Origin of the sequence: Ruegeria atlantica (assembly GCF_013032455.1) — a bacterium.
Taxonomy (GTDB): domain Bacteria; phylum Pseudomonadota; class Alphaproteobacteria; order Rhodobacterales; family Rhodobacteraceae; genus Ruegeria; species Ruegeria atlantica_B.
In genome coordinates this window covers 65,288-83,786 of sequence record NZ_WQCF01000012.1, presented here as the reverse complement: position 1 = coordinate 83,786, position 18,499 = coordinate 65,288, and the positions used below count along the sequence as shown (strand labels likewise).

Sequence of the window (18,499 nt, the reverse complement as noted above, 5' to 3'; positions counted from 1 at the left end):
AAAGAAGCCAGTTGAGTTCCGGCCCCTGGAGTCAGCATTGAACGGCCTGAGTTTCTAAGAGGCAGCGGCGCCACTGCCGCTACACAAGGTATGGGCAGTCTTGGTTTGGTTGCAGTGTCATCCGAACTGATTGTCCAGCTTGCCAGCTTCACGCTGCGAGAACCGGCAACCAATTGGGGGGCCAGCCCCCCAAACCCCTCGAGGTATTTTTAGCCAGATGAAGAGGGATCCCGAGCAGAATGGCTGGGTTATTTCGTCAGGTTGCCTAACAGCGCTTTGGCCGCCGCCTGTTCGGCTTGGCGTTTTGACCCGGCTGTCGCCTGGGCTTCGGTTCCGTCTTGCAGTCGGGCGCAGATGGTGAAGACTGGTGCGTGATCAGGGCCGCTGCGTTTGACCTCGATATAAGATGGCGGTTTTTGCCCCCTAGCTTGCGCCCATTCCTGAAGCGAGGTTTTGGCGTCTCGTGCATCGGCCTCGACCGTGTGAATGCGATCCCCCCATAGCGCCAGGATCACATCACGGGCGGCTTCGAAACCGGCATCGCGGTAGATGGCGGCAATAACCGCCTCCATCGCGTCGCCCAGCAGTGCCTGTTTGCGGCGGCCGCCGGACAGCATCTCGGATCGGCCCAGTTTCAGAACCGCGCCCAAGTCGATCTGACGAGCTACATCTGCACAGGCTTCTTTGCGAACCAGCGCGTTGAACCGAGGAGCCAGCTGGCCTTCGGATGCCTTCTTGTCAGCCTCAAGCAGTGCGGTTGCCATGACAAGGCCCAATACCCGATCGCCCAGAAACTCTAGCCGTTGGTTGTCGGGCCGGGTCGATGACGAGACCGACCCGTGTGTCAGCGCGCGCACCAGCAGTTCGGGGCTCGTGAATTCGTACCCTAGACGCTGCTGGAACGCCTTTATTTCAGCCGAGAGCTTCAATTCACAGCCTTGAAGAAGCGATCGCCGCGCCAAGTCCAGAAGAACAGCATCGACCGGCCAGCGGACGAGAACATGATCCGATCAGCCCGGCCAATCAGATTTTCATATGGCACATAGCCCACCCCACCCGCAGATTGCGGCAGGCGGCTGTCGCTGGAGTTGTCGCGGTTGTCACCCATAAAGAAATAGTGGCCTTCGGGGACAGTATAGATGCCGGTATTGTCCGAACCCTGATTGCCGATGTTCAGCACGTCATACGAAACACCATTGGGCAGGGTTTCGACATAACGGGATTTTTCACAAACGGCGCCGATACCAACCGGACCATTTTCGCAGCGTGGGCGCAGCCGCTGTGGACCCTGTGGTGCGGCGACCTCGGTGAAAACCCCATCCGGCTTCTGCGGCACTGGGGTACCATTCAGGATGAGCTGGCCGTCACGCACCTGAATGCGATCGCCCGGCAGACCGATCAGACGTTTGATATAGTCCCGCCCGGTGACCGGGTGGCGGAAGACGATGACATCACCGCGCTCAGGCTCACCACCCCATATGCGGGAGTTGTCGCCTTTCATCCAGCCGCAGACATCCTCGGCGTCCACATTCAGGCCAACGCTGGGGATGATCAGGCTGGGGCACGAGGCGTAGGAATAGCCATAGGCCATTTTGTTGACGAACAGGAAATCCCCGATCAACAGGGTCTGCTTCATCGAGCCCGACGGGATCCAGAACGGCTGAAAGAACAGGGTGCGGAAAACGCCTGCGATCAACAGGGCATAAACGATGGTTTTGATCGTCTCCCACACGGGATTTCCGGTTTTGACGTCCTCGGCCATACTGCTCTCCGGTCCTTTGATTGTTGGAGTGCTACATGCGGGGCCAATGGGGGCAAGTCAAGGCTGCGTGGCGTGATCTTGAAGCGGACGCGCCTCGATCACCACAAAGGCCTGTGCCCAGGGATGGTCGTCCGTCAGCGTGACATGAATGATCGCTTCATGCCCCTCGGGTGTCATCTCTTTCAGACGTTCGGCAGCCCAGCCGGTGACATGCATCACGGGCTGTCCGGTGCGCAGGTTGGTGACCGCCATATCCTTCCACGCAATGCCCATGCGCAGACCGGTGCCCAGCGCCTTGGAACATGCCTCTTTCGCCGCCCAACGTTTGGCATAGGTTCCCGCGGTATCAGCGCGACGCTCGGCTTTGCTCTGTTCTGTTTCGGTGAAAACACGGTTGCGAAACCGATCACCGAAGCGATCGAGCGTACCCTGAATCCGGTCGATATTCGCTAGGTCTGTACCGATACCCAGGATCACTTCACACCTCCAGAACCACGGTACCCATCTTTTCTCCGGCTTCGACCATCCTATGGGCTGTAGCAGCGTCGGCCAATTCCCCAGCAGGTACAACCGCATGGTTCAATACACCCTGTTCCAGCCATTCTCGCAGTTGAGCCTCGCCCCTGCGTCGTGCGTCAGCGTCCAGTTGATAAACAATCAACATATGCAGGTGGATATTCTTGAACATGAAGCCGTAGAAATCCAACTCCGGGCGCATTTCAGACGCGGATGAATAGCTTGCGATAGTACCGCCCGGCCGGATCAAAGCCAGCGACGCATCCTGGTTTGCGGCAAAATCCACTTCGACAATGCGGTCAACGCCCGTGCCATTGGTCATATCAAACACGGTCTCGGCTACGTTTTGGGTGCGGTAGTTCACAAACTCGGCTGCACCAGAGTGAGCTGCTTTCTCCTGTGAACTGACCGTAGTGATGACCCGAGCGCCGCCGAGTGCAGCCATCTGACAGGCATAACGCCCCACTGTTCCGGCACCGCCGGTTACCAGAATTGTTTTGCCCACAATCGGCCCATCAGAATACAAGCTGTACCACGCGGTCATCGCCGGAATCCCAAAGCACGCGCCTTCAGCAAAACTGGTGGATTCCGGTAAATTTACAGCTTGTTCCGCCGGCAAAGCAATAAATTCAGCACCGGTTCCAAACGCGCGTTGCCATTGACCGTTCCAAATCCAGACCCTTTCACCAATCCGTGAGGGGTCGACATCCGGGCCAACGGACACAATAACTCCGGCACCATCCGAGTGTGGAATGACAATTGGGTATTGCATCACCGCACCGGGCCGCGCGCCACCACGCAGTTTAACGTCTGATGGATTGATCCCGGTAGCTTTGACCTGAACCACAACTTCGCCTGGTCCAGCCTCTGGATCCGGCATATCGATAAGCTCAAGCACGTCCTCTGCCGGGCCAAAGTTACGATATGTGATTGCTTTCATGGCGTTACCTCGTCGCCTGCCGTTGGCTTTGCTGTACGATCAGGCCCGCGCCTCATCCATCAGGCGCCGCATCTCGACAATCGCTGGGGTAAGTCCGCGAAAAATCGACTCGCCGATCAGGAAGTGGCCAATGTTCAACTCGCGCACCTCGGGGAAAGCCGCAATAGGTTGCACCGTGTCATAGGTCAGGCCGTGACCAGCGTGGACTTCCAACCCGAGCGAATGTGCGAATGCAGACATTTCACGCAAGCTTTCCAACTCTCGCACGGCCTCGTCCATGCGGCCTTCGGCATGGGCGTCGCAATAGGCGCCGGTGTGCAGTTCGATCACCTCTGCTCCAATGCGGTGGGCAGCTTCGATCTGGCGCTGATCAGCAGCTATGAAGATCGACACGCGGCACCCGGCCTCTCGCAGAGGGGCGATGAAATGGGCCAGCTTGTTTTCCTCGCGCGCGACTTCAAGACCACCTTCGGTGGTGCGCTCCTCGCGCTTTTCGGGAACGATGCAAACCGCATGTGGCTTGTGGCGCAGGGCGATCTTCTGCATCTCGGGTGTGGCGGCCATTTCAAAGTTCAGCGGGACCGAGAGGACTTCCATCAGCCCGTCAATATCAGCGTCCGAGATATGGCGACGGTCTTCGCGCAGGTGGGCCGTTATGCCATCGGCGCCCGCCTCTTCGGCCAGCTTAGCGGCCCGCAGCGGATCGGGATAGGCACCGCCACGCGCGTTACGCACGGTGGCCACGTGGTCGATATTCACGCCTAGACGCAGGTGGTTGTCAGACATCGCTTGATTCCTTTCCCGAATTCCGGTCCGAGCCTAGAGGTTTTGTTACCGGAACGGCAGCCTTGGTTTCGGCCAAACGTTTGATTTCATCGAATTTCGCTTTGATCCGGGCGCGGCGGCGCTGCTGATAAGTCCGCACCAAAGGAAGACTGAGGTAGTAGCAAATGAAGCCCCCGATAATCCCCGGAAAGATACCTCCGATCAGCCAGGGGAAAAACACTTCGTCATAGAAAATGCTCAGCCCGCTCCAGTCAGCTACATGGTCCGTGAACATGGCGACAAAATTGTTTTTCAAATCGCCTAACGCCTGGACAAAACTGTCCATCAGGCCGTGGGTCTCACCTTCTTCAAAATCGTCGCCGAGAATGAAATGGCCTATCTGCAGACAGACAACACCGATAGGGACATAGGTTAGCGGGTTACCGAAGAATGTACCGCTGAGCGACGCCAGCAGGTTGCCATTGAAGATCCGGCTAAGCACAGCGGCAACCACGAAATGCAAACCATAAAATGGCGTGAATGCCGTGAACACCCCGACCCCGACCCCACGCGCAATACGCTCAGGCGTATCTGGCAGCCGCCGGATGCGATGTTTGACGTAGTGAAAGGCACGGGTCCAGCCGCCGCGCGGATAGACAAATTCCGAAGCGATCCGAATGGGCGAGCGTCGGTCTCGGCGCTTGAAAACCACTCCTGATCACCCCTTCTCAGCCAGCCGCAACCGCGGTTTTTTCCCTGTCTCTGTAGCGCTCGACCGCGGCCACATCGCTTTCTGCCTCAAGCATCAGCATCAGCGAGTGCAACTGTTCCAGATCGCGCAGTTCGACACTGATCAGAAGACGGTAAAAATCCGGTTTGCGATCAACGAACTCCAGGTTCGAGATATTGGCCTTTTTCTCGCCAATCAATGTGCAAATGCGCCCCAGAACCCCGGCGTCATTGCCGATGGTCAAATCCAGCGTAACCCCGTAGACGGCCGGATGGGTGCCCGAATGCCAGTGCAGGTCGACCCAACGGTCGGGTTCGCCTTCGTAATCAGACAAGCGATCACAGTCGATGGCATGCACAACCACGCCCTTGCCACGATAGGTGATACCGACGATGCGCTCGCCCGGCAGCGGTTGGCAACAGGGCGCGCGATCGAATTTCTGTCCAGGCTCCAGACCGATCACCGCACGGCGCGGGGAAATGGCATCGCCTTCGTCCTGTGTCAGTTCGGGGTAGACCGCGCTGACCACATCATGTGCCGTCAGCTCGGCACTGCCCAGACGGGCCAGCAGCTCATGCCGATCTTTCAAACGCAGGTGTTTCGCAGCGGTGTCCAGAGCCTTGTCAGTAGCCTTGCGGCCCACGTGATCGAACCCGGAACGCGCCAGTTCTTTGCCTAGCTTGATGAACCGCTCACGATCCACTTCGCGCAGTGCGCGGCGAATGGCGGTGCGAGCCTTGCCTGTAACCGCGATCTCAAGCCATGTGACCTGAGGGGTCTGCCCATCAGCAGTAATAATATCCACCGATTGACCATTCTTGATCCGGGTCCACAGTGGCACGCGAATGCCGTCTACCTTGGCGCCCACGCAAGCGTGACCAATGCGGGTGTGGATGGCATAGGCAAAGTCTATCGGCGTTGCACCACGCGGCAGTTTCACCACATCGCCCTTGGGCGTAAAGCAGAACACCTGGTCCGAATACATCTCAAGCTTGACGGCTTCGAGGAAATCTTCGTGATCATCCTCACTGTCAAACTGTTCGGTCAGGTTGGCGATCCACTTGGCCGGGTCGACGGCAAAGGGGTTTTCCGAGCGTACACCATCGCGATAGGACCAATGCGCCGCCACACCGGTTTCGGCGACGTCATGCATCTGACGGGTGCGGATCTGAACCTCGACCCTTTTGCCGTCACGCCCCGACACGGTGGTATGGATCGAGCGGTATCCGTTCGATTTCGGTTGGCTGATGTAATCCTTGAACCGCCCCGGCACCGCGCGCCAGCGTTGATGGATCGCGCCCAGCGTCCGGTAACAGTCTTCCTCGGTCTGAGTGATGATGCGGAACCCATAGATATCGGACAGGCGCGAAAAGCCCTGATCCTTTTCCTGCATCTTGCGCCAGATGGAATAGGGTTTCTTGGCGCGTCCGAACACCTCTGCGTCAATCCCGGCTTTTTCCAGCTCGTGGCGCATGTCGCCGGTGATGCGATGGATTACATCGCCGGTTTCGCGTTGCAGAGTGATAAAGCGGCGGATGATCGACTGACGGCCTTCGGGGTTAAGCACGCGGAAAGCAAGGTCTTCCAACTCTTCCCGCATCCATTGCATACCCATGCGGCCTGCCAGCGGCGCGTAGATATCCATCGTCTCACGCGCTTTGACAATCTGCTTCTCGGGGCGCATCGCCTTGATCGTGCGCATGTTGTGCAGACGGTCGGCAAGTTTGACCAGAATGACCCGCAGGTCCTTGGACATGGCCATGAACAGCTTGCGGAAGTTCTCGGCCTGCTTGGTCTCGCGGCTGGAAAGCTGCAGATTGGTCAGCTTGGTGACGCCATCAACCAGCTTGGCGACCTCATCGCCGAACAACTCTGACACCTTGCCGTAATTGGCCTTGGTGTCTTCGATCGTGTCGTGCAACAGCGCCGTGATGATGGTCGCATCATCCAGACGTTGTTCTGTCAGGATGGCGGCAACAGCAACGGGGTGGGTGAAATAAAGTTCGCCAGAGTGGCGGAACTGCCCCTCATGCATCTGCATCCCGAACTCATAGGCCCGAGCGATGCGGTCAGCATTGGTTTTGGGGTTATAATTGCGGACCAGCGCAATCAAATCGTCAGCAGAAATCATCCGGTCCGCACCTTCGTGTTTGGGGATTACCCCTGGCCTTGAGCCTCCATCAGAGCGCGCAGCAGCTTCTCTTCCGACATATCGTCGTCCGCAGGCTTATCGGACTCCGCGCCCATCAGCAGAGCCATCTGATCTTCTTCCGGCTCGTCGACCTCAATCTGGGTCTGGTTGGCTTCGATCAGACGCTCGCGCAGCTCATCGGCGCTCTGGGTTTCGTCGGCGATTTCGCGCAGAGAAACGACTGGGTTCTTGTCGTTGTCACGGTCGACGGTGATCGACGCACCGGCGGAAATCTCGCGCGCACGATGGGCGGCAAGCATCACCAGTTCAAACCGGTTCGGAACCTTGTCTACGCAATCTTCAACCGTCACGCGGGCCATGGGGCGCTCTCCGTTACTGAATCTATATCAGGAAGCCGTTTATCTAAGCGCGATTCCCTGCCTTGACAAGCAAGAAATAGCGCCAATCGCACCAATCACAGAGGGGTAACGGCTTCAATGTCTTCGGCAGGCAGGTCTGCAAGCATTTCGATGACCGTCCGCCCCAGCACCGGATGGCGCCAATCCGGGGCCACATCCGCCATCGGCACCAGCACAAAAGCTCGATCCTGCAAGCGTGGATGCGGCAGGATCAACTCCTCGGGCGCTTGCTGTTTCTGTACCTCGGATGGCAGGTTTAGCCAGCGAGCAAATTCCGCACGATCTGGCAAAACAAGATCGCCATAACAGATCATATCCAGATCAAGCGTGCGCATCCCCCACCTCTGTATCCGTTCGCGGCCGTATTCATGCTCGACCTCGTGGAGCAGTTGCAAAACTTCGAGCGGGTTTTTGTCAGTTTCTATCAGAGCAGCCGCATTCACGTAATCCGGCCCAGCACCAGGAGGGAAGCATGGAGTCTCAAAAAAGCGACTGACAGCGCGAATCACCACCCCATGACGCGAAATCGCGTCAATACCCTTTTGAAGTGTCACCTTGGGTCCCGACTCTCTCATACTGAGATTTGCACCCAGTGCAATCACCGCTTTTAACGAAGAATTGCTCATCTTACTCCCTATATTCGGCGAATTGCATGCTTGCGATACACATTAAAACCCCTAATTATAGTGCTATCAGCGCGCTGCTTATTTCTAGCTCACTCACCTAACACTCGGCGTTGCTGGATTGTACCGGAAGGAACTATTTATGTTTTATAAAGACGAACGGCTAGCGCTGTTCATCGATGGCTCGAATCTTTATGCAGCCGCAAAAGCACTGGGGTTTGATATCGACTACAAATTGCTGCGCCAGGAGTTCATGCGCCGCGGCAAAATGCTACGAGCTTTCTACTACACAGCGCTACTTGAAAACGACGAGTATTCGCCGATCCGTCCCTTGGTCGACTGGCTGCACTACAACGGCTTCACCATGGTGACCAAACCGGCAAAAGAATACACCGACAGTATGGGGCGTCGGAAAGTCAAAGGAAACATGGATATTGAGTTGACCGTAGATGCCATGGAACTGGCGCCGCGGGTCGATCATATCGTGCTGTTCTCGGGCGATGGGGATTTCCGCCCACTGATTGCCAGCCTGCAACGTCAAGGCGTGCGAGTCTCGGTGGTTTCGACCATTCGCAGCCAGCCACCGATGATTTCGGACGAACTGCGTCGTCAAGCCGACAACTTTATCGAGCTTGAAGATCTGCGTGACGTCATCGGACGCCCCCCGCGTGAAATGCCAATGGAGCCGCGCAGCGTCGCGACTGCTGGCGAATAAGACCCGGCCTCTCACCAAACCGGGGAATAATTGGCGCGGTTCGAACCGAAGTCCGGACCGCGCCTTTTTAACTATGAACTGATACTTAAACACCCTTCGAATAGCACCGATTCATGTCAGCTAAATGACAAGGTCGCGTCTGGACCATGGCCGGGAAAAGACTTACCTGTGGCCTATGGAGACCGAGACATGACCAAGCCGCCCCTGACTCTTTACCTTGCTGCCCCACGTGGCTTTTGCGCCGGTGTCGACCGCGCCATCAAGATCGTCGAAATGGCGCTGCAGAAATGGGGCGCCCCTGTCTATGTACGCCATGAGATCGTGCACAATAAATTCGTAGTCGACGGCCTGCGCGCAAAAGGTGCAGTCTTTGTCGAAGAGCTGGACGAATGCCCCGATGACCGGCCAGTGATTTTCTCGGCCCACGGTGTGCCGAAATCCGTGCCCGCCACGGCCGCCCAGCGCGAGATGATCTATGTCGACGCCACCTGCCCACTTGTCTCTAAGGTGCATGTCGAGGCGCAACGTCACGCCGATGCCGGTCTGCAGATGATCATGATTGGTCACAAGGGCCACCCCGAAACCGTCGGCACAATGGGTCAACTGCCCGATGGCGAAGTTTTGTTGGTCGAAACCGTCGAGGATGTTGCCGCTGTGCAGGTGCGCGATCCGGACAAGCTGGCCTTTGTCACCCAGACCACACTGTCGGTGGATGACACCAAGGACATTATCGCGGCGCTTGAGACACGTTTTCCTGCCATCGTCGGTCCGCACAAGGAAGACATCTGCTACGCCACTACCAACAGACAAGAGGCGGTCAAGGCCGTAGCACCGAAGTCAGATGCTTTGCTGGTCGTCGGTGCGCCAAATTCTTCGAACTCGCGCCGCTTGGTCGAAGTCGCCTCGCGCGCCGGGTGTGACTATGCGCAACTGGTGCAACGCGCGACCGAGATTGACTGGCGGGCGCTGAAAGGTATCTCGTCTGTTGCCATCACAGCCGGAGCATCGGCCCCCGAGGTTCTGGTCAACGAAGTAATCGACGCGTTCCGTGACCATTTCGACGTCACCGTCGAGCTGGTGGAAACCGCTGTCGAAAACGTCGAGTTCAAAGTCCCGCGCGTCCTGAGAGAACCCGCATGAACGGCGTTCCAAGGGCTCCGCTGATCCTAGGTTTGGCAGGGCTGATCCCGTTCATCTGGGGCGCGTTGACTTATCTGAGCGATGATCTGCACGCATGGGGCACACAAACATTTGGTTCGCGCTTTGTCGGACCTTATGTCCAACTGTTTTACGGTTCGGTGATCCTCAGCTTTATGTCCGGCGTCCTATGGGGCTTCGCCACCAAGACCTCGGGCAGCAAGGCAGCGACCTTCTATACGCTGTCCGTTCTGCCTGCGCTCTGGGCATTTTTCAAAACCGGCGGAGGGCCAATTAGCGCTGGTATAAACCTGATGTATGGTTTTGCCGGACTGCTGGTGCTGGATGCAATCTTTGCCTATTGGCGACTGACCCCGATCTGGTGGCTGCGATTACGTGTGACGCTAACGGCCATCGTGATCGCCTGTCTGGCAGTGGGAGTGTACCTATGACCGACGAAAGAACGATCAACGCTTACGCGACCCGCGTGGCGGACTATCTGCAAATTCCGTTGCCGCCAGAGCAGATTGAAGCCCGCATGGCCTTTACCGAGGCCGTCGGCACGGGTCACGTTCTGGATCTCGGCTCTGGCCCCGGAGCGGACAGCGCCTTTTTCATGCGCGAGGGCCTGACAGTTCGGGCGCTGGATGCCACCCCGGCCTTTGTGGAATATGCACGAGAAAACGGCGTCGATGCCCATCTGGGTACGTTTGATGACGTGACCGAAGAGGCGGAATATGATGGCATCTACGCCAGCTTTTCCCTGCTGCACGCCCCGCGCGCAGAGTTCCCACGCCATCTGGCCGCCATTCACCGCGCTCTGAAACCCGAGGGCGTCTTTTTCCTCGGACTGAAACTGGGCACTGGTGACCATCGCGATGATCTGGATCGGTACTACACCTATTTCTCGCAGACCGAGATCGAAGAAGCTCTGACCCAGGCCGGGTTCACCATCGACCGCATCACCACCGGCATGGGAACGGGTCTGGCCGGGTCGTATGACGGGTTCATTCTGGTGCTGGCTCATGCCTGAACTGTTTGCCTATACCGATGGTGCCTGTTCTGGCAATCCCGGCCCCGGCGGCTGGGGCGTACTGCTGCGCGCGATGGATGGCGAGACCGTCCTGAAAGAGCGTGAACTGAAAGGCGGAGAAGCCGAAACCACCAACAATCGCATGGAACTGTTGGCGGCGATTAGCGCGTTGGAGACGCTAGAGCGGGCCTCGAAGATCACTGTCGTCACCGACAGCGCCTATGTCAAAAACGGTGTGACGGGATGGATATTCGGGTGGAAGCGGAACGGCTGGAAGACCTCGAACAAGAAGCCGGTCAAGAATGTCGATCTGTGGCAACGTTTGGATGAGGCGCAAACCCGGCACGATGTGACCTGGGAGTGGGTCAAGGGCCACGCTGGTCATCCAGAAAACGAAAAGGCTGACGAACTGGCCCGCGCCGGGATGGCCCCCTATAAGCCTAAGAAGACGCAGGCATGAACGGACTGGCCCTGCTAGACTACGCCTCGGTTCTGGTCTTTGCTCTGACAGGAGCGCTGGTGGCCAGCCGGGCGCAGCTTGATTTGGTCGGGTTTGCCTTCATCGCCTGTCTGACGGCGGTCGGCGGAGGTACTGTGCGCGATCTTTTGCTGGACCGGCATCCGATATTCTGGGTTGGCGAACCCACCTACATCCTGATTGGCACCGCAGCGGCCGTGTTTGTCTTCTTCACCGCACATCGGGTCGAAAGCCGGTACAATTGGCTTGTCTGGCTGGACAGTTTTGCGTTGTCCATATCCGTCGCCGCCGGGACGGGCGCGGCAATGTCGCTTGGACATTCCGGCACAATCGTCGTGCTGATGGGTATCTGCACCGGCTGCCTGGGCGGGTTGATGCGCGATGTTGTCTGCAACGAGGTGCCGCTGGTTCTGAAACAAGGGGAACTCTACGTTTCCTGCGCCTTTGCGGGCGCCGTGACCGCCGTAATCGCGCACCGGATTGGGTTCGACGAACTTGTCACGCTGGGGGGCTGCGCGTTGACGTGCTGGGCCTTGCGCGCAGGATCGCTGTTCTTTGGCTGGCAACTGCCCGTCTACAAAAGCCGCCCACCGCGCCATTAACGTGTCAGTAACCGCGCGCCGATTTCCTTGACGAATTTCGCTGCAACCATCGCGGTCATGCCGTAAGGATCACGATGGGGGTTCAGTTCGACAATATCTGCACCAACCAGCTGACCTTCGAACCGATGGATCAGGTTAATCACCTCGCGCGTACTGAGCCCACCGGGTTCGTGGTGCGAAACACCAGGGGCAAATGCCGGGTCCAGCGCGTCCAGATCCAGCGACAGATAGACCGGGCCGTCAAAGCTGATCTCAAGATCAGGGCGCCAGTTGCGCATGTCGATCACCTCGACCCCAAACTTGTTTGCCTGCTCCTGCTGGTGCTTGTTCATGGTGCGGATGCCCACCTGCACCAAACGGTTGATCTTGCAGGTTTCCATCACTCGGGCAAACGGGCAACCATGGCCCAGCGGACCGATCTGCTGACTGTCATAAAGATCCGGGTGCGAGTCGATATGCAGGATATTCAACCCCTCATACCGATCCGCATGTGCCTTGATCAGCGGATAGGCCACCGAGTGATCACCCCCCAAAGACAACAACCGCGCACCACTTGCAATACGATCGATGGCTCCGGCTGCGATCCGGTCGAGGGGCTCCTGCCCCATCATCTCGAATACGTCTAGATCACCTGTGTCCTTGAACCGGTCGGTCGCGCCAAGGTCGGTGCCATCCTCAGCAGTCAGGTTGGCCGCACCTGAATGCAACGCCTCACGGATGCGGCCCGGCGCGAAAGCTGGGCCTTGTAAAAAGGACGAATGCAAATCCAACGGCACCCCCATCAGGGCAACATCACCGGGGTTCAGATTGTGGGACATGGGGCACCTTTTGCGCTGGATATTCCGGCGATCTGGCCGGTAACTCGCGAAAAGGTCAAGAGGTTAGCGACGCAGGTAGGTCTGCCAAATCCAGATCACAAGCAAGGCCCCAAGCACCGCGCCGACAAAACCCGATAGCCAGCCTGCCACGGCAATCAAGGCCCGCAACAGAAACCCACCCACCAACGCACCCACGATACCGATCAGCATGGTCGTGGGGATATCCGCCTCGATCCGCATAAGCCGAGTGGCCAGAAATCCGGCGGCGGCTCCGATGACGATCAAGGCAATGACAGGCACGTTATTTCCTCCAATGTGTCGGCACGATGATCAAAGCGCCGATAGACGACAGAACCGCATTCAGACCGGGCGGGCCAAAGCTGATCCCAAACATGATGCGGACAAAGTAGAACAGGAAGGCACCGCCCACGCAAATGATGATCGAGGGCAGGTATCCATTGTGAGTAAACCCAGTTTTCTCGGACAGGTACCCGACGATCCCGGCTATCACGACGGTGCCCATCAAGACCATGAACATCGGCTTACTCCGAACTCAGGCGGGTTCCAGCCGCAACTGGCCAGCCCCGCAGAAAGGTTTCCATATCCTGTGCACCTTTGCCTGCCCGTTGCAGGCGCAGTAGGTCAATCGCACCTTCACCACAGGCCACGCGGAGCGTGTCATTCAATACCTCTCCTGGCGCGCCCTGCCCCTCGGCCAGCTTCGAGGCCAACAGCTTGACTCGGCTATCCCCAATTTCGGTCCACGCACCCGGAAAGGGCGACAAACCGCGGATCAAGCGATCAACCTCGATTGCTGGGCGGGTCCAGTCCACCCGCGCCTCGGCCTTGTCTATTTTTGAGGCATAGGTCACGCCGTCTTCGGGTTGCGGTTCGGGCGTCAGATCCGGCAGGCGGTTCAAGGCCTCGACGATCAGTCTCGCGCCCATGGGGGCGAGGCGATCATGCAGTTGCGCTGTGGTTTCCTGCGGTTCGATATCGGTCGCCTGACGCAACAGAACGGGGCCGGTGTCCAACCCGGCCTCCATCTGCATGATGCAGATACCGGTCTGCGCATCCCCCGCCATGATCGCGCGATGGATCGGCGCGGCCCCGCGCCAGCGCGGCAGCAGGCTGGCGTGGATGTTCAGGCAGCCATGCGTGGGCGCATCCAGTATGGGTTGGGGCAACAGCAGACCATAGGCCACAACCACAGCCACATCAGCATTCAGATCGGCAAACGCGGTCTGCTCCTCAGGTGATTTCAACGAAACCGGGTGACGGACTTCCAGGCCCAGCGCCTCAGACCGCGCATGAACCGGAGTCGGGCGGTCTTTCTTGCCTCGACCCGCAGGGCGCGGTGGCCGACAATAGACAGCGGCAATCTCGTGCCCGGCTTCGACCAGCGCGTCCAGCACCGGCACCGAAAAATCGGGCGTCCCCATGAAGACAACGCGCATCTTTACCCCTGTTTCTTGGCTTTGCGCAGTAACATATCGCGTTTCACCTTGCTGAGCCGATCAAAATACAACTTGCCGTTCAGATGATCGATCTGATGCTGCACACTGGTGGCCTCGATCCCGACAAAGTCGCGGCGGTCGATCATGCCCTGTTCGTTCAGAAACTTTACCGTCACCGCGCGCGGGCGTTTCACCTTGGCCGACACACCGGGCAGGTTTGGGCTGGCCTCTTCATGTTCACGCAGTTCAATCGAGCTGTGAAGGATTTCAGGGTTCGCCAGACGGACTGCACGGCCCCGCTCGGTCGACCCATCAACAACTGCCAAGCGCAGCATCACACCTATCTGCGGGCCTGCGAGACCAACGCCAGGCATTGCCTCCATCGTGTCGATCATGTCGTCCCAGATGGCCCGGATCTCATCAGTGACCTCGGGCACCTCTTCGGCCTTAGTCCGCAGGCGTTTATCGGGCCAAGGCAGGCAGGTGCGAACGGTCATGCGCGGGCCTGCTCGCGCTTCAGCTTCTGCATCTTGCGGGTGATCATTTGGCGTTTCAATGGCTTGAGATAGTCGATGAACAGCTTGCCATTCAGGTGGTCGATCTCGTGCTGCACGCAGGTTGCCCAGAGCCCATCGAATGTTTCTTGCTGCAGGTTGCCGTCGCGATCCATCCATGTGACGTCGACCACTTTGGGGCGCGTCACCTCGGCGAATTGTTCGGGGATCGACAGGCAGCCTTCTTCGTAGACGTTGGTTTCGTCCGAGGATGCAATGACCTCGGGGTTGAACATGACCAGCGGGCGAGGCGCCTCGCCTTCTTCCTTGATACAGTCCATCACGATCAGCCGTTCCAGCACACCGATCTGCGGCGCGGCCAGCCCGATACCGGGGGCGTCATACATCGTCTCAAGCATGTCGTCGGCCAATTTGCGCAGCTCGTCCGACAGGTCGGCCACCGGGGCGCAGACCTTTTTCAGACGAGGGTCGGGATGGATCAGGATCTTGCGTTTCATGGGCTTGATTTAGGGCATCCCGCCCCCCGCCGCAACGCCCCCCTTGCACCTGCTGCAATTGTGGCTAGCTTTCGTCCGGACAGATGGAGCAGACATGACTTTCAACGACCTGATCGACCGCCGGGGAACCAACAGTTCAAAATGGGACAAGATGGAGAAACTGTACGGCGTTTCTCCACAGGACGGGCTGGCCATGTGGACGGCCGATTCCGACTATGCGACCGCGCCGTGTGTGATCGAAGCGGTACGGGACGCTGCTGATCACGGTGCGTTCGGGTATTCCTGGGAGCATCCTCAGTACCTGTCTGCGGTTCAATGGTGGATGCAGAACCGACACGATTGGGCAATCGAAACCGATTGGGTTCTGACCTCACAGGGTTTGGGCAACGCGATCGCCCTTTGTCTGGATGTTTGGACTGAACCGGGGGATGGCGTTGTCATCTTTACCCCGGTTTATCACGAGTTCGCGTATAAGATTAACACCGCCGGACGGCGTGTGGTCGAATGCCCGCTGGTGCGGGAGGGCGACAGCTATGGCATCGATCTTGAGGACGCACAGTCGCGGCTGGACGGATCAGAAAAGCTGTTGATGTGGTGTTCGCCACAAAACCCGTCGGGCCGTGTCTGGGCGCCCGAAGAACTGCGAGCTGTAGCCGCTTTTGCCGAGCGTAACGGACTGATCCTTGTCTCGGACGAAGTTCATCAGGATCTGGTTTATCCCGGTCATACCTTCGTACCGATGGACAAGGCCGCACCCGAGGCGCGCCCCTGGACGGTGACCCTGACCGCAGCCTCCAAAACCTTCAATATCGCGGGGCAGCGGACCGGCAACATGATTGTTCCCGATGCCAAGCTGCGGGGCGAAATGCGGCATCGGCTGAAAACGTTGGATTATGCGCCCAGCGCATTGAGCGTTGAGATGATCACAGCCGCATATTCATCTGAAGGCGCGGCATGGGTGGACGCGCAGGTCGCTCATCTAGATGGCAATCGCAAGCTATTCGACGCAACCATCGCCGAAATACCTGGTCTGTGGTCAATGCCCCTGCAAGCCACCTACCTTGCCTGGGTCGACTTCTCGGGCGCGGGGATGGATCACGATGAGTTCGTTCGGCGCTTGCGGGAAGACGCTAGGATTGCCACTTCATCAGGCCCCGGATTTGGAACTGGCGGAGAAACTTTCGAGCGGTTTAACCTGGCCACTCAACGCGCGCGGGTCGAAGAGGCCTGTGCACGGCTGAAACGCGCATTCTCGGATTTGCAGTAATCAGAGTAACCCAAACCGGTGGGGCATACCCTGTTTCGGTGATTATGAAGAACTCAAACGGCTCTCTATACAGAGGGCCCATCCTTCCATTTTTCTGCCCCTAGTCATCATGCCCCAACAGGGCGATCGGCGCGTCGGGCGCGCGGTAGAAATCCAGCGGGGCCTTGTCGGCTGCGGCTGTGCTGCGCTTGAATTCATAGCGCATTTCACCCGCTTGTTCGTCATCGGCAATTATCAGGCACTGATACAGATGACGCGCGCCGTCGTAGATATCGACAAGACCACGCAATTGGGGCGTCGTAGCAGCTTCAACCGTAAAGCCATCTTTCCACAATCTGAGGATTTTGAAGGTATTGCCTCCAAATTCGACACGAAGGCGGCTGGTTTTCTTTAACCCGGCGATTCGCGCCGCATCCAATTCGGCGCTTATTTCCTTTGAAACATAGGTACTCATATCAATACTCCCCGCGCGATATCTACTATTGTGAAGGCCAATTCGTAAAAATCCAGTGAAGGTGCACACACAGAACCGTTCGAATTCAGCTTGTTGCGCGGAAATCCCTCCAAAAGCTGTGCGCAGATGCAGGCTCGTTGCGCGCGCCTTGGCATAGGAACGGCCCAACCTCCAACCTATCTTTGCTGAAACGCAATGCGGAGGATTTCCAATGGGCCTGTTGGTCGAAGGCAAATGGCAAGACACCTGGTATGACACCAAATCTACCGGTGGCGCTTTCAAACGCAGTGCCGCGCAGTTTCGCAATTGGTTAACCGCCGATGGCAACGCTGGCCCATCTGGAAAGGCCGGGTTCAAAGCCGAACCCGGACGCTATCACCTTTATGTCAGTAATGCATGCCCCTGGGCCCATCGCACGCTGATCTTCCGCGAACTTAAGGGGCTGAGCGACTTGATCTCAGTCTCGGTGGTGCATCCCGATATGCTGGACAAGGGATGGACCTTTGAAACTGATGACCACGGCGCAACCGGCGACGAATTGTATGGCCTGAGCTACGCCCATCAAATCTATACCAAGGCTGACCCCCAGTATTCCGGGCGCGTCACCGTTCCGATCCTTTGGGACAAGCAAAAAGAGACCATTGTCTCCAACGAAAGCTCGGAAATCATCCGAATGTTCAATTCGGCCTTTGACGGGATCACCGGCAATACTGACGATTACTGGCCCGAGGCCATGCGGGGAGAGATCGAAGAGGTCAACGCACGCGTCTATTCCAACGTCAATAACGGCGTCTACAAATGCGGTTTTGCCACCACTCAAGAGGCCTATGACGCCGCCGTTCACCCCCTTTTCGAAACACTGGACTGGCTAGAAGACCGCTTGAGCAGCAACCGTTATCTGATGGGCGATCGTGTGACCGAGGCAGACTGGCGCTTGTTCACGACACTGATCCGTTTCGACCCGGTCTATCACCTACATTTCAAGTGCAACAAACGACGGCTGGTCGATTACCCCAATCTCTGGGCTTACACCCGCGAATTATATCAGTGGCCGGGCGTTGCGCAGACAGTGAACATGAACCACATCGTTCGCCATTATCACTACAGTCATGACACAATTAACCCGAACCGGATTGTTCCGGTGAACCCAGTGCTAGACTACCTGGAACCGCACAGACGCAATCAACGGCCCGCCGCGTAATGTTCGACCATCGCCGCCAGATCCTCTGGCGGCGTTTCACTTTGAACATAGGCACATGCGTTAGGGCTGTGGGCAAAGATCGAGCCATCCGAGAAAAAGGTAGTGTTGGTGACAAAGATCACCCGCGCCTCAGGGCGGCGGTAGCTGGCAAAGTCCGCCACGGCCAACGCGCTGCCAGTCTCCAGCACAAGGTCCAACACGATAATCTCGAAATCCTGACCATACAGCGCCAAAATCGCGGCCTCTTGCCCGGCAACCAGCGTCACTTCGGCGCCGTGCCGTTCCAGATGCCTTTTCCAGACCCGACCAAGATCGGGGTTACTCTCAACAATCAAGACATTCATTTGCAACAACCTCGGCACTAAGAAGCGTTAGTGATGCCGATCCCCGTAAGTTGTGATCCCGCCATTTCCTTAACAAAGTGTTAATACGATCTTTC

General features: G+C 57.7%; 25 protein-coding genes. 8 read left to right on the top strand and 17 right to left on the bottom strand.

What is annotated here, in order from left to right:
- Positions 1-248: 248 nt before the first annotated feature.
- The 9 genes from rnc to folK all read right to left on the bottom strand — a co-directional run bounded on the left by rnc (position 249) and on the right by folK (position 7,889).
- Positions 249-929, bottom strand: coding sequence for a ribonuclease III (gene rnc, locus GOW93_RS17825; RefSeq protein WP_170387247.1), 681 nt, complete (start codon positions 927-929; stop codon positions 249-251).
- Entirely contained in the window at positions 926-1,762 is an 837-nt protein-coding gene (lepB, locus tag GOW93_RS17820; RefSeq protein WP_170387245.1) for a signal peptidase I, read from the bottom strand. The genes rnc and lepB overlap by 4 nt, the downstream gene beginning before the upstream one ends.
- A 57-nt stretch (positions 1,763-1,819) precedes the next feature.
- A complete protein-coding gene (gene acpS / locus GOW93_RS17815) occupies positions 1,820-2,239 on the bottom strand; it encodes a holo-ACP synthase (RefSeq protein ID WP_170387243.1) in 420 nt (139 codons plus the stop codon).
- A gap of 1 nt (position 2,240) precedes the next feature.
- Positions 2,241-3,218, bottom strand: coding sequence for an NADPH:quinone reductase (locus GOW93_RS17810; RefSeq protein ID WP_170387241.1), 978 nt, complete (start codon positions 3,216-3,218; stop codon positions 2,241-2,243).
- A gap of 39 nt (positions 3,219-3,257) precedes the next feature.
- The gene (locus GOW93_RS17805; protein ID WP_170387239.1) at positions 3,258-4,004 is read right to left on the bottom strand and encodes a pyridoxine 5'-phosphate synthase; all 747 of its coding nucleotides are present in this window, start codon (positions 4,002-4,004) and stop codon (positions 3,258-3,260) included.
- On the bottom strand, positions 3,997-4,695 hold the full coding sequence (locus GOW93_RS17800; protein ID WP_170387237.1) for a DUF2062 domain-containing protein: 699 nt from the start codon (positions 4,693-4,695) through the stop codon (positions 3,997-3,999). Before GOW93_RS17800 ends, GOW93_RS17805 begins: the two co-directional genes overlap by 8 nt.
- 16 nt (positions 4,696-4,711) lie before the next feature.
- The gene (locus GOW93_RS17795) at positions 4,712-6,844 is read right to left on the bottom strand and encodes a RelA/SpoT family protein (protein WP_170387235.1); all 2,133 of its coding nucleotides are present in this window, start codon (positions 6,842-6,844) and stop codon (positions 4,712-4,714) included.
- Positions 6,845-6,870: 26 nt separating this feature from the next.
- The gene (gene rpoZ / locus GOW93_RS17790; protein ID WP_170333724.1) at positions 6,871-7,224 is read right to left on the bottom strand and encodes a DNA-directed RNA polymerase subunit omega; all 354 of its coding nucleotides are present in this window, start codon (positions 7,222-7,224) and stop codon (positions 6,871-6,873) included.
- Between the two features lie 95 nt (positions 7,225-7,319).
- Positions 7,320-7,889: a 2-amino-4-hydroxy-6-hydroxymethyldihydropteridine diphosphokinase gene (folK, locus tag GOW93_RS17785; RefSeq protein ID WP_170387232.1), complete on the bottom strand. Its 570-nt coding sequence runs from the start codon at positions 7,887-7,889 to the stop codon at positions 7,320-7,322.
- Between the two features lie 139 nt (positions 7,890-8,028).
- Between folK and GOW93_RS17780 the strand changes: the two genes are divergently transcribed.
- From GOW93_RS17780 to GOW93_RS17755, 6 genes are all read left to right on the top strand, one after another.
- Positions 8,029-8,601, top strand: a complete 573-nt coding sequence (locus GOW93_RS17780) for a LabA-like NYN domain-containing protein (RefSeq protein WP_170387230.1) — start codon at positions 8,029-8,031, stop codon at positions 8,599-8,601.
- A 189-nt stretch (positions 8,602-8,790) separates the two neighbouring features.
- Complete coding sequence (gene ispH / locus GOW93_RS17775) at positions 8,791-9,741, top strand: 4-hydroxy-3-methylbut-2-enyl diphosphate reductase (protein ID WP_170387228.1); 951 nt, start codon at positions 8,791-8,793, stop codon at positions 9,739-9,741.
- Positions 9,738-10,190, top strand: coding sequence for a DUF3429 domain-containing protein (locus GOW93_RS17770; RefSeq protein WP_170387226.1), 453 nt, complete (start codon positions 9,738-9,740; stop codon positions 10,188-10,190). The genes ispH and GOW93_RS17770 overlap by 4 nt, the downstream gene beginning before the upstream one ends.
- Positions 10,187-10,771: a class I SAM-dependent DNA methyltransferase gene (locus tag GOW93_RS17765; RefSeq protein WP_170387224.1), complete on the top strand. Its 585-nt coding sequence runs from the start codon at positions 10,187-10,189 to the stop codon at positions 10,769-10,771. The genes GOW93_RS17770 and GOW93_RS17765 overlap by 4 nt, the downstream gene beginning before the upstream one ends.
- Positions 10,764-11,231, top strand: coding sequence for a ribonuclease HI (rnhA, locus tag GOW93_RS17760; RefSeq protein WP_170387222.1), 468 nt, complete (start codon positions 10,764-10,766; stop codon positions 11,229-11,231). Before GOW93_RS17765 ends, rnhA begins: the two co-directional genes overlap by 8 nt.
- Positions 11,228-11,851, top strand: coding sequence for a trimeric intracellular cation channel family protein (locus tag GOW93_RS17755; RefSeq protein ID WP_170387220.1), 624 nt, complete (start codon positions 11,228-11,230; stop codon positions 11,849-11,851). Before rnhA ends, GOW93_RS17755 begins: the two co-directional genes overlap by 4 nt.
- Here GOW93_RS17755 and speB read toward each other — a convergent pair.
- The 6 genes from speB to def (GOW93_RS17725) all read right to left on the bottom strand — a co-directional run bounded on the left by speB (position 11,848) and on the right by def (GOW93_RS17725) (position 15,138).
- On the bottom strand, positions 11,848-12,669 hold the full coding sequence (gene speB / locus GOW93_RS17750) for an agmatinase (RefSeq protein ID WP_170387218.1): 822 nt from the start codon (positions 12,667-12,669) through the stop codon (positions 11,848-11,850). The two genes, GOW93_RS17755 and speB, sit on opposite strands and share 4 nt — an antisense overlap.
- Before the next feature lie 63 nt (positions 12,670-12,732).
- Positions 12,733-12,969, bottom strand: coding sequence for a GlsB/YeaQ/YmgE family stress response membrane protein (locus GOW93_RS17745; protein WP_170387216.1), 237 nt, complete (start codon positions 12,967-12,969; stop codon positions 12,733-12,735).
- 1 nt (position 12,970) lies between these two features.
- Entirely contained in the window at positions 12,971-13,207 is a 237-nt protein-coding gene (locus tag GOW93_RS17740) for a hypothetical protein (protein ID WP_170387214.1), read from the bottom strand.
- A gap of 4 nt (positions 13,208-13,211) precedes the next feature.
- Positions 13,212-14,126, bottom strand: a complete 915-nt coding sequence (gene fmt, locus GOW93_RS17735) for a methionyl-tRNA formyltransferase (RefSeq protein ID WP_170387212.1) — start codon at positions 14,124-14,126, stop codon at positions 13,212-13,214.
- Between the two features lie 2 nt (positions 14,127-14,128).
- Positions 14,129-14,623 carry a peptide deformylase gene (gene def / locus GOW93_RS17730; protein ID WP_170387210.1) on the bottom strand — a complete coding sequence of 165 codons (495 nt, stop codon included), beginning with the start codon at positions 14,621-14,623 and terminating at the stop codon, positions 14,129-14,131.
- Entirely contained in the window at positions 14,620-15,138 is a 519-nt protein-coding gene (gene def, locus GOW93_RS17725; protein ID WP_170387208.1) for a peptide deformylase, read from the bottom strand. Before def (GOW93_RS17725) ends, def (GOW93_RS17730) begins: the two co-directional genes overlap by 4 nt.
- A 94-nt stretch (positions 15,139-15,232) precedes the next feature.
- Between def (GOW93_RS17725) and GOW93_RS17720 the strand changes: the two genes are divergently transcribed.
- Positions 15,233-16,405 (top strand): MalY/PatB family protein, encoded by a 1,173-nt coding sequence (locus GOW93_RS17720; protein ID WP_170387206.1) that lies wholly within the window; start codon positions 15,233-15,235, stop codon positions 16,403-16,405.
- Between the two features lie 100 nt (positions 16,406-16,505).
- Here GOW93_RS17720 and GOW93_RS17715 read toward each other — a convergent pair whose 3' ends face one another.
- Entirely contained in the window at positions 16,506-16,859 is a 354-nt protein-coding gene (locus GOW93_RS17715) for a hypothetical protein (protein WP_170387204.1), read from the bottom strand.
- Positions 16,860-17,070: 211 nt separating this feature from the next.
- Here GOW93_RS17715 and GOW93_RS17710 point away from each other — a divergent pair, with 211 nt between their 5' ends.
- Complete coding sequence (locus tag GOW93_RS17710) at positions 17,071-18,060, top strand: glutathione S-transferase family protein (protein WP_170387202.1); 990 nt, start codon at positions 17,071-17,073, stop codon at positions 18,058-18,060.
- Here GOW93_RS17710 and GOW93_RS17705 read toward each other — a convergent pair.
- On the bottom strand, positions 18,042-18,404 hold the full coding sequence (locus GOW93_RS17705; protein ID WP_170387200.1) for a response regulator transcription factor: 363 nt from the start codon (positions 18,402-18,404) through the stop codon (positions 18,042-18,044). The genes GOW93_RS17710 and GOW93_RS17705 overlap by 19 nt on opposite strands.
- Positions 18,405-18,499 lie beyond the last annotated feature (95 nt).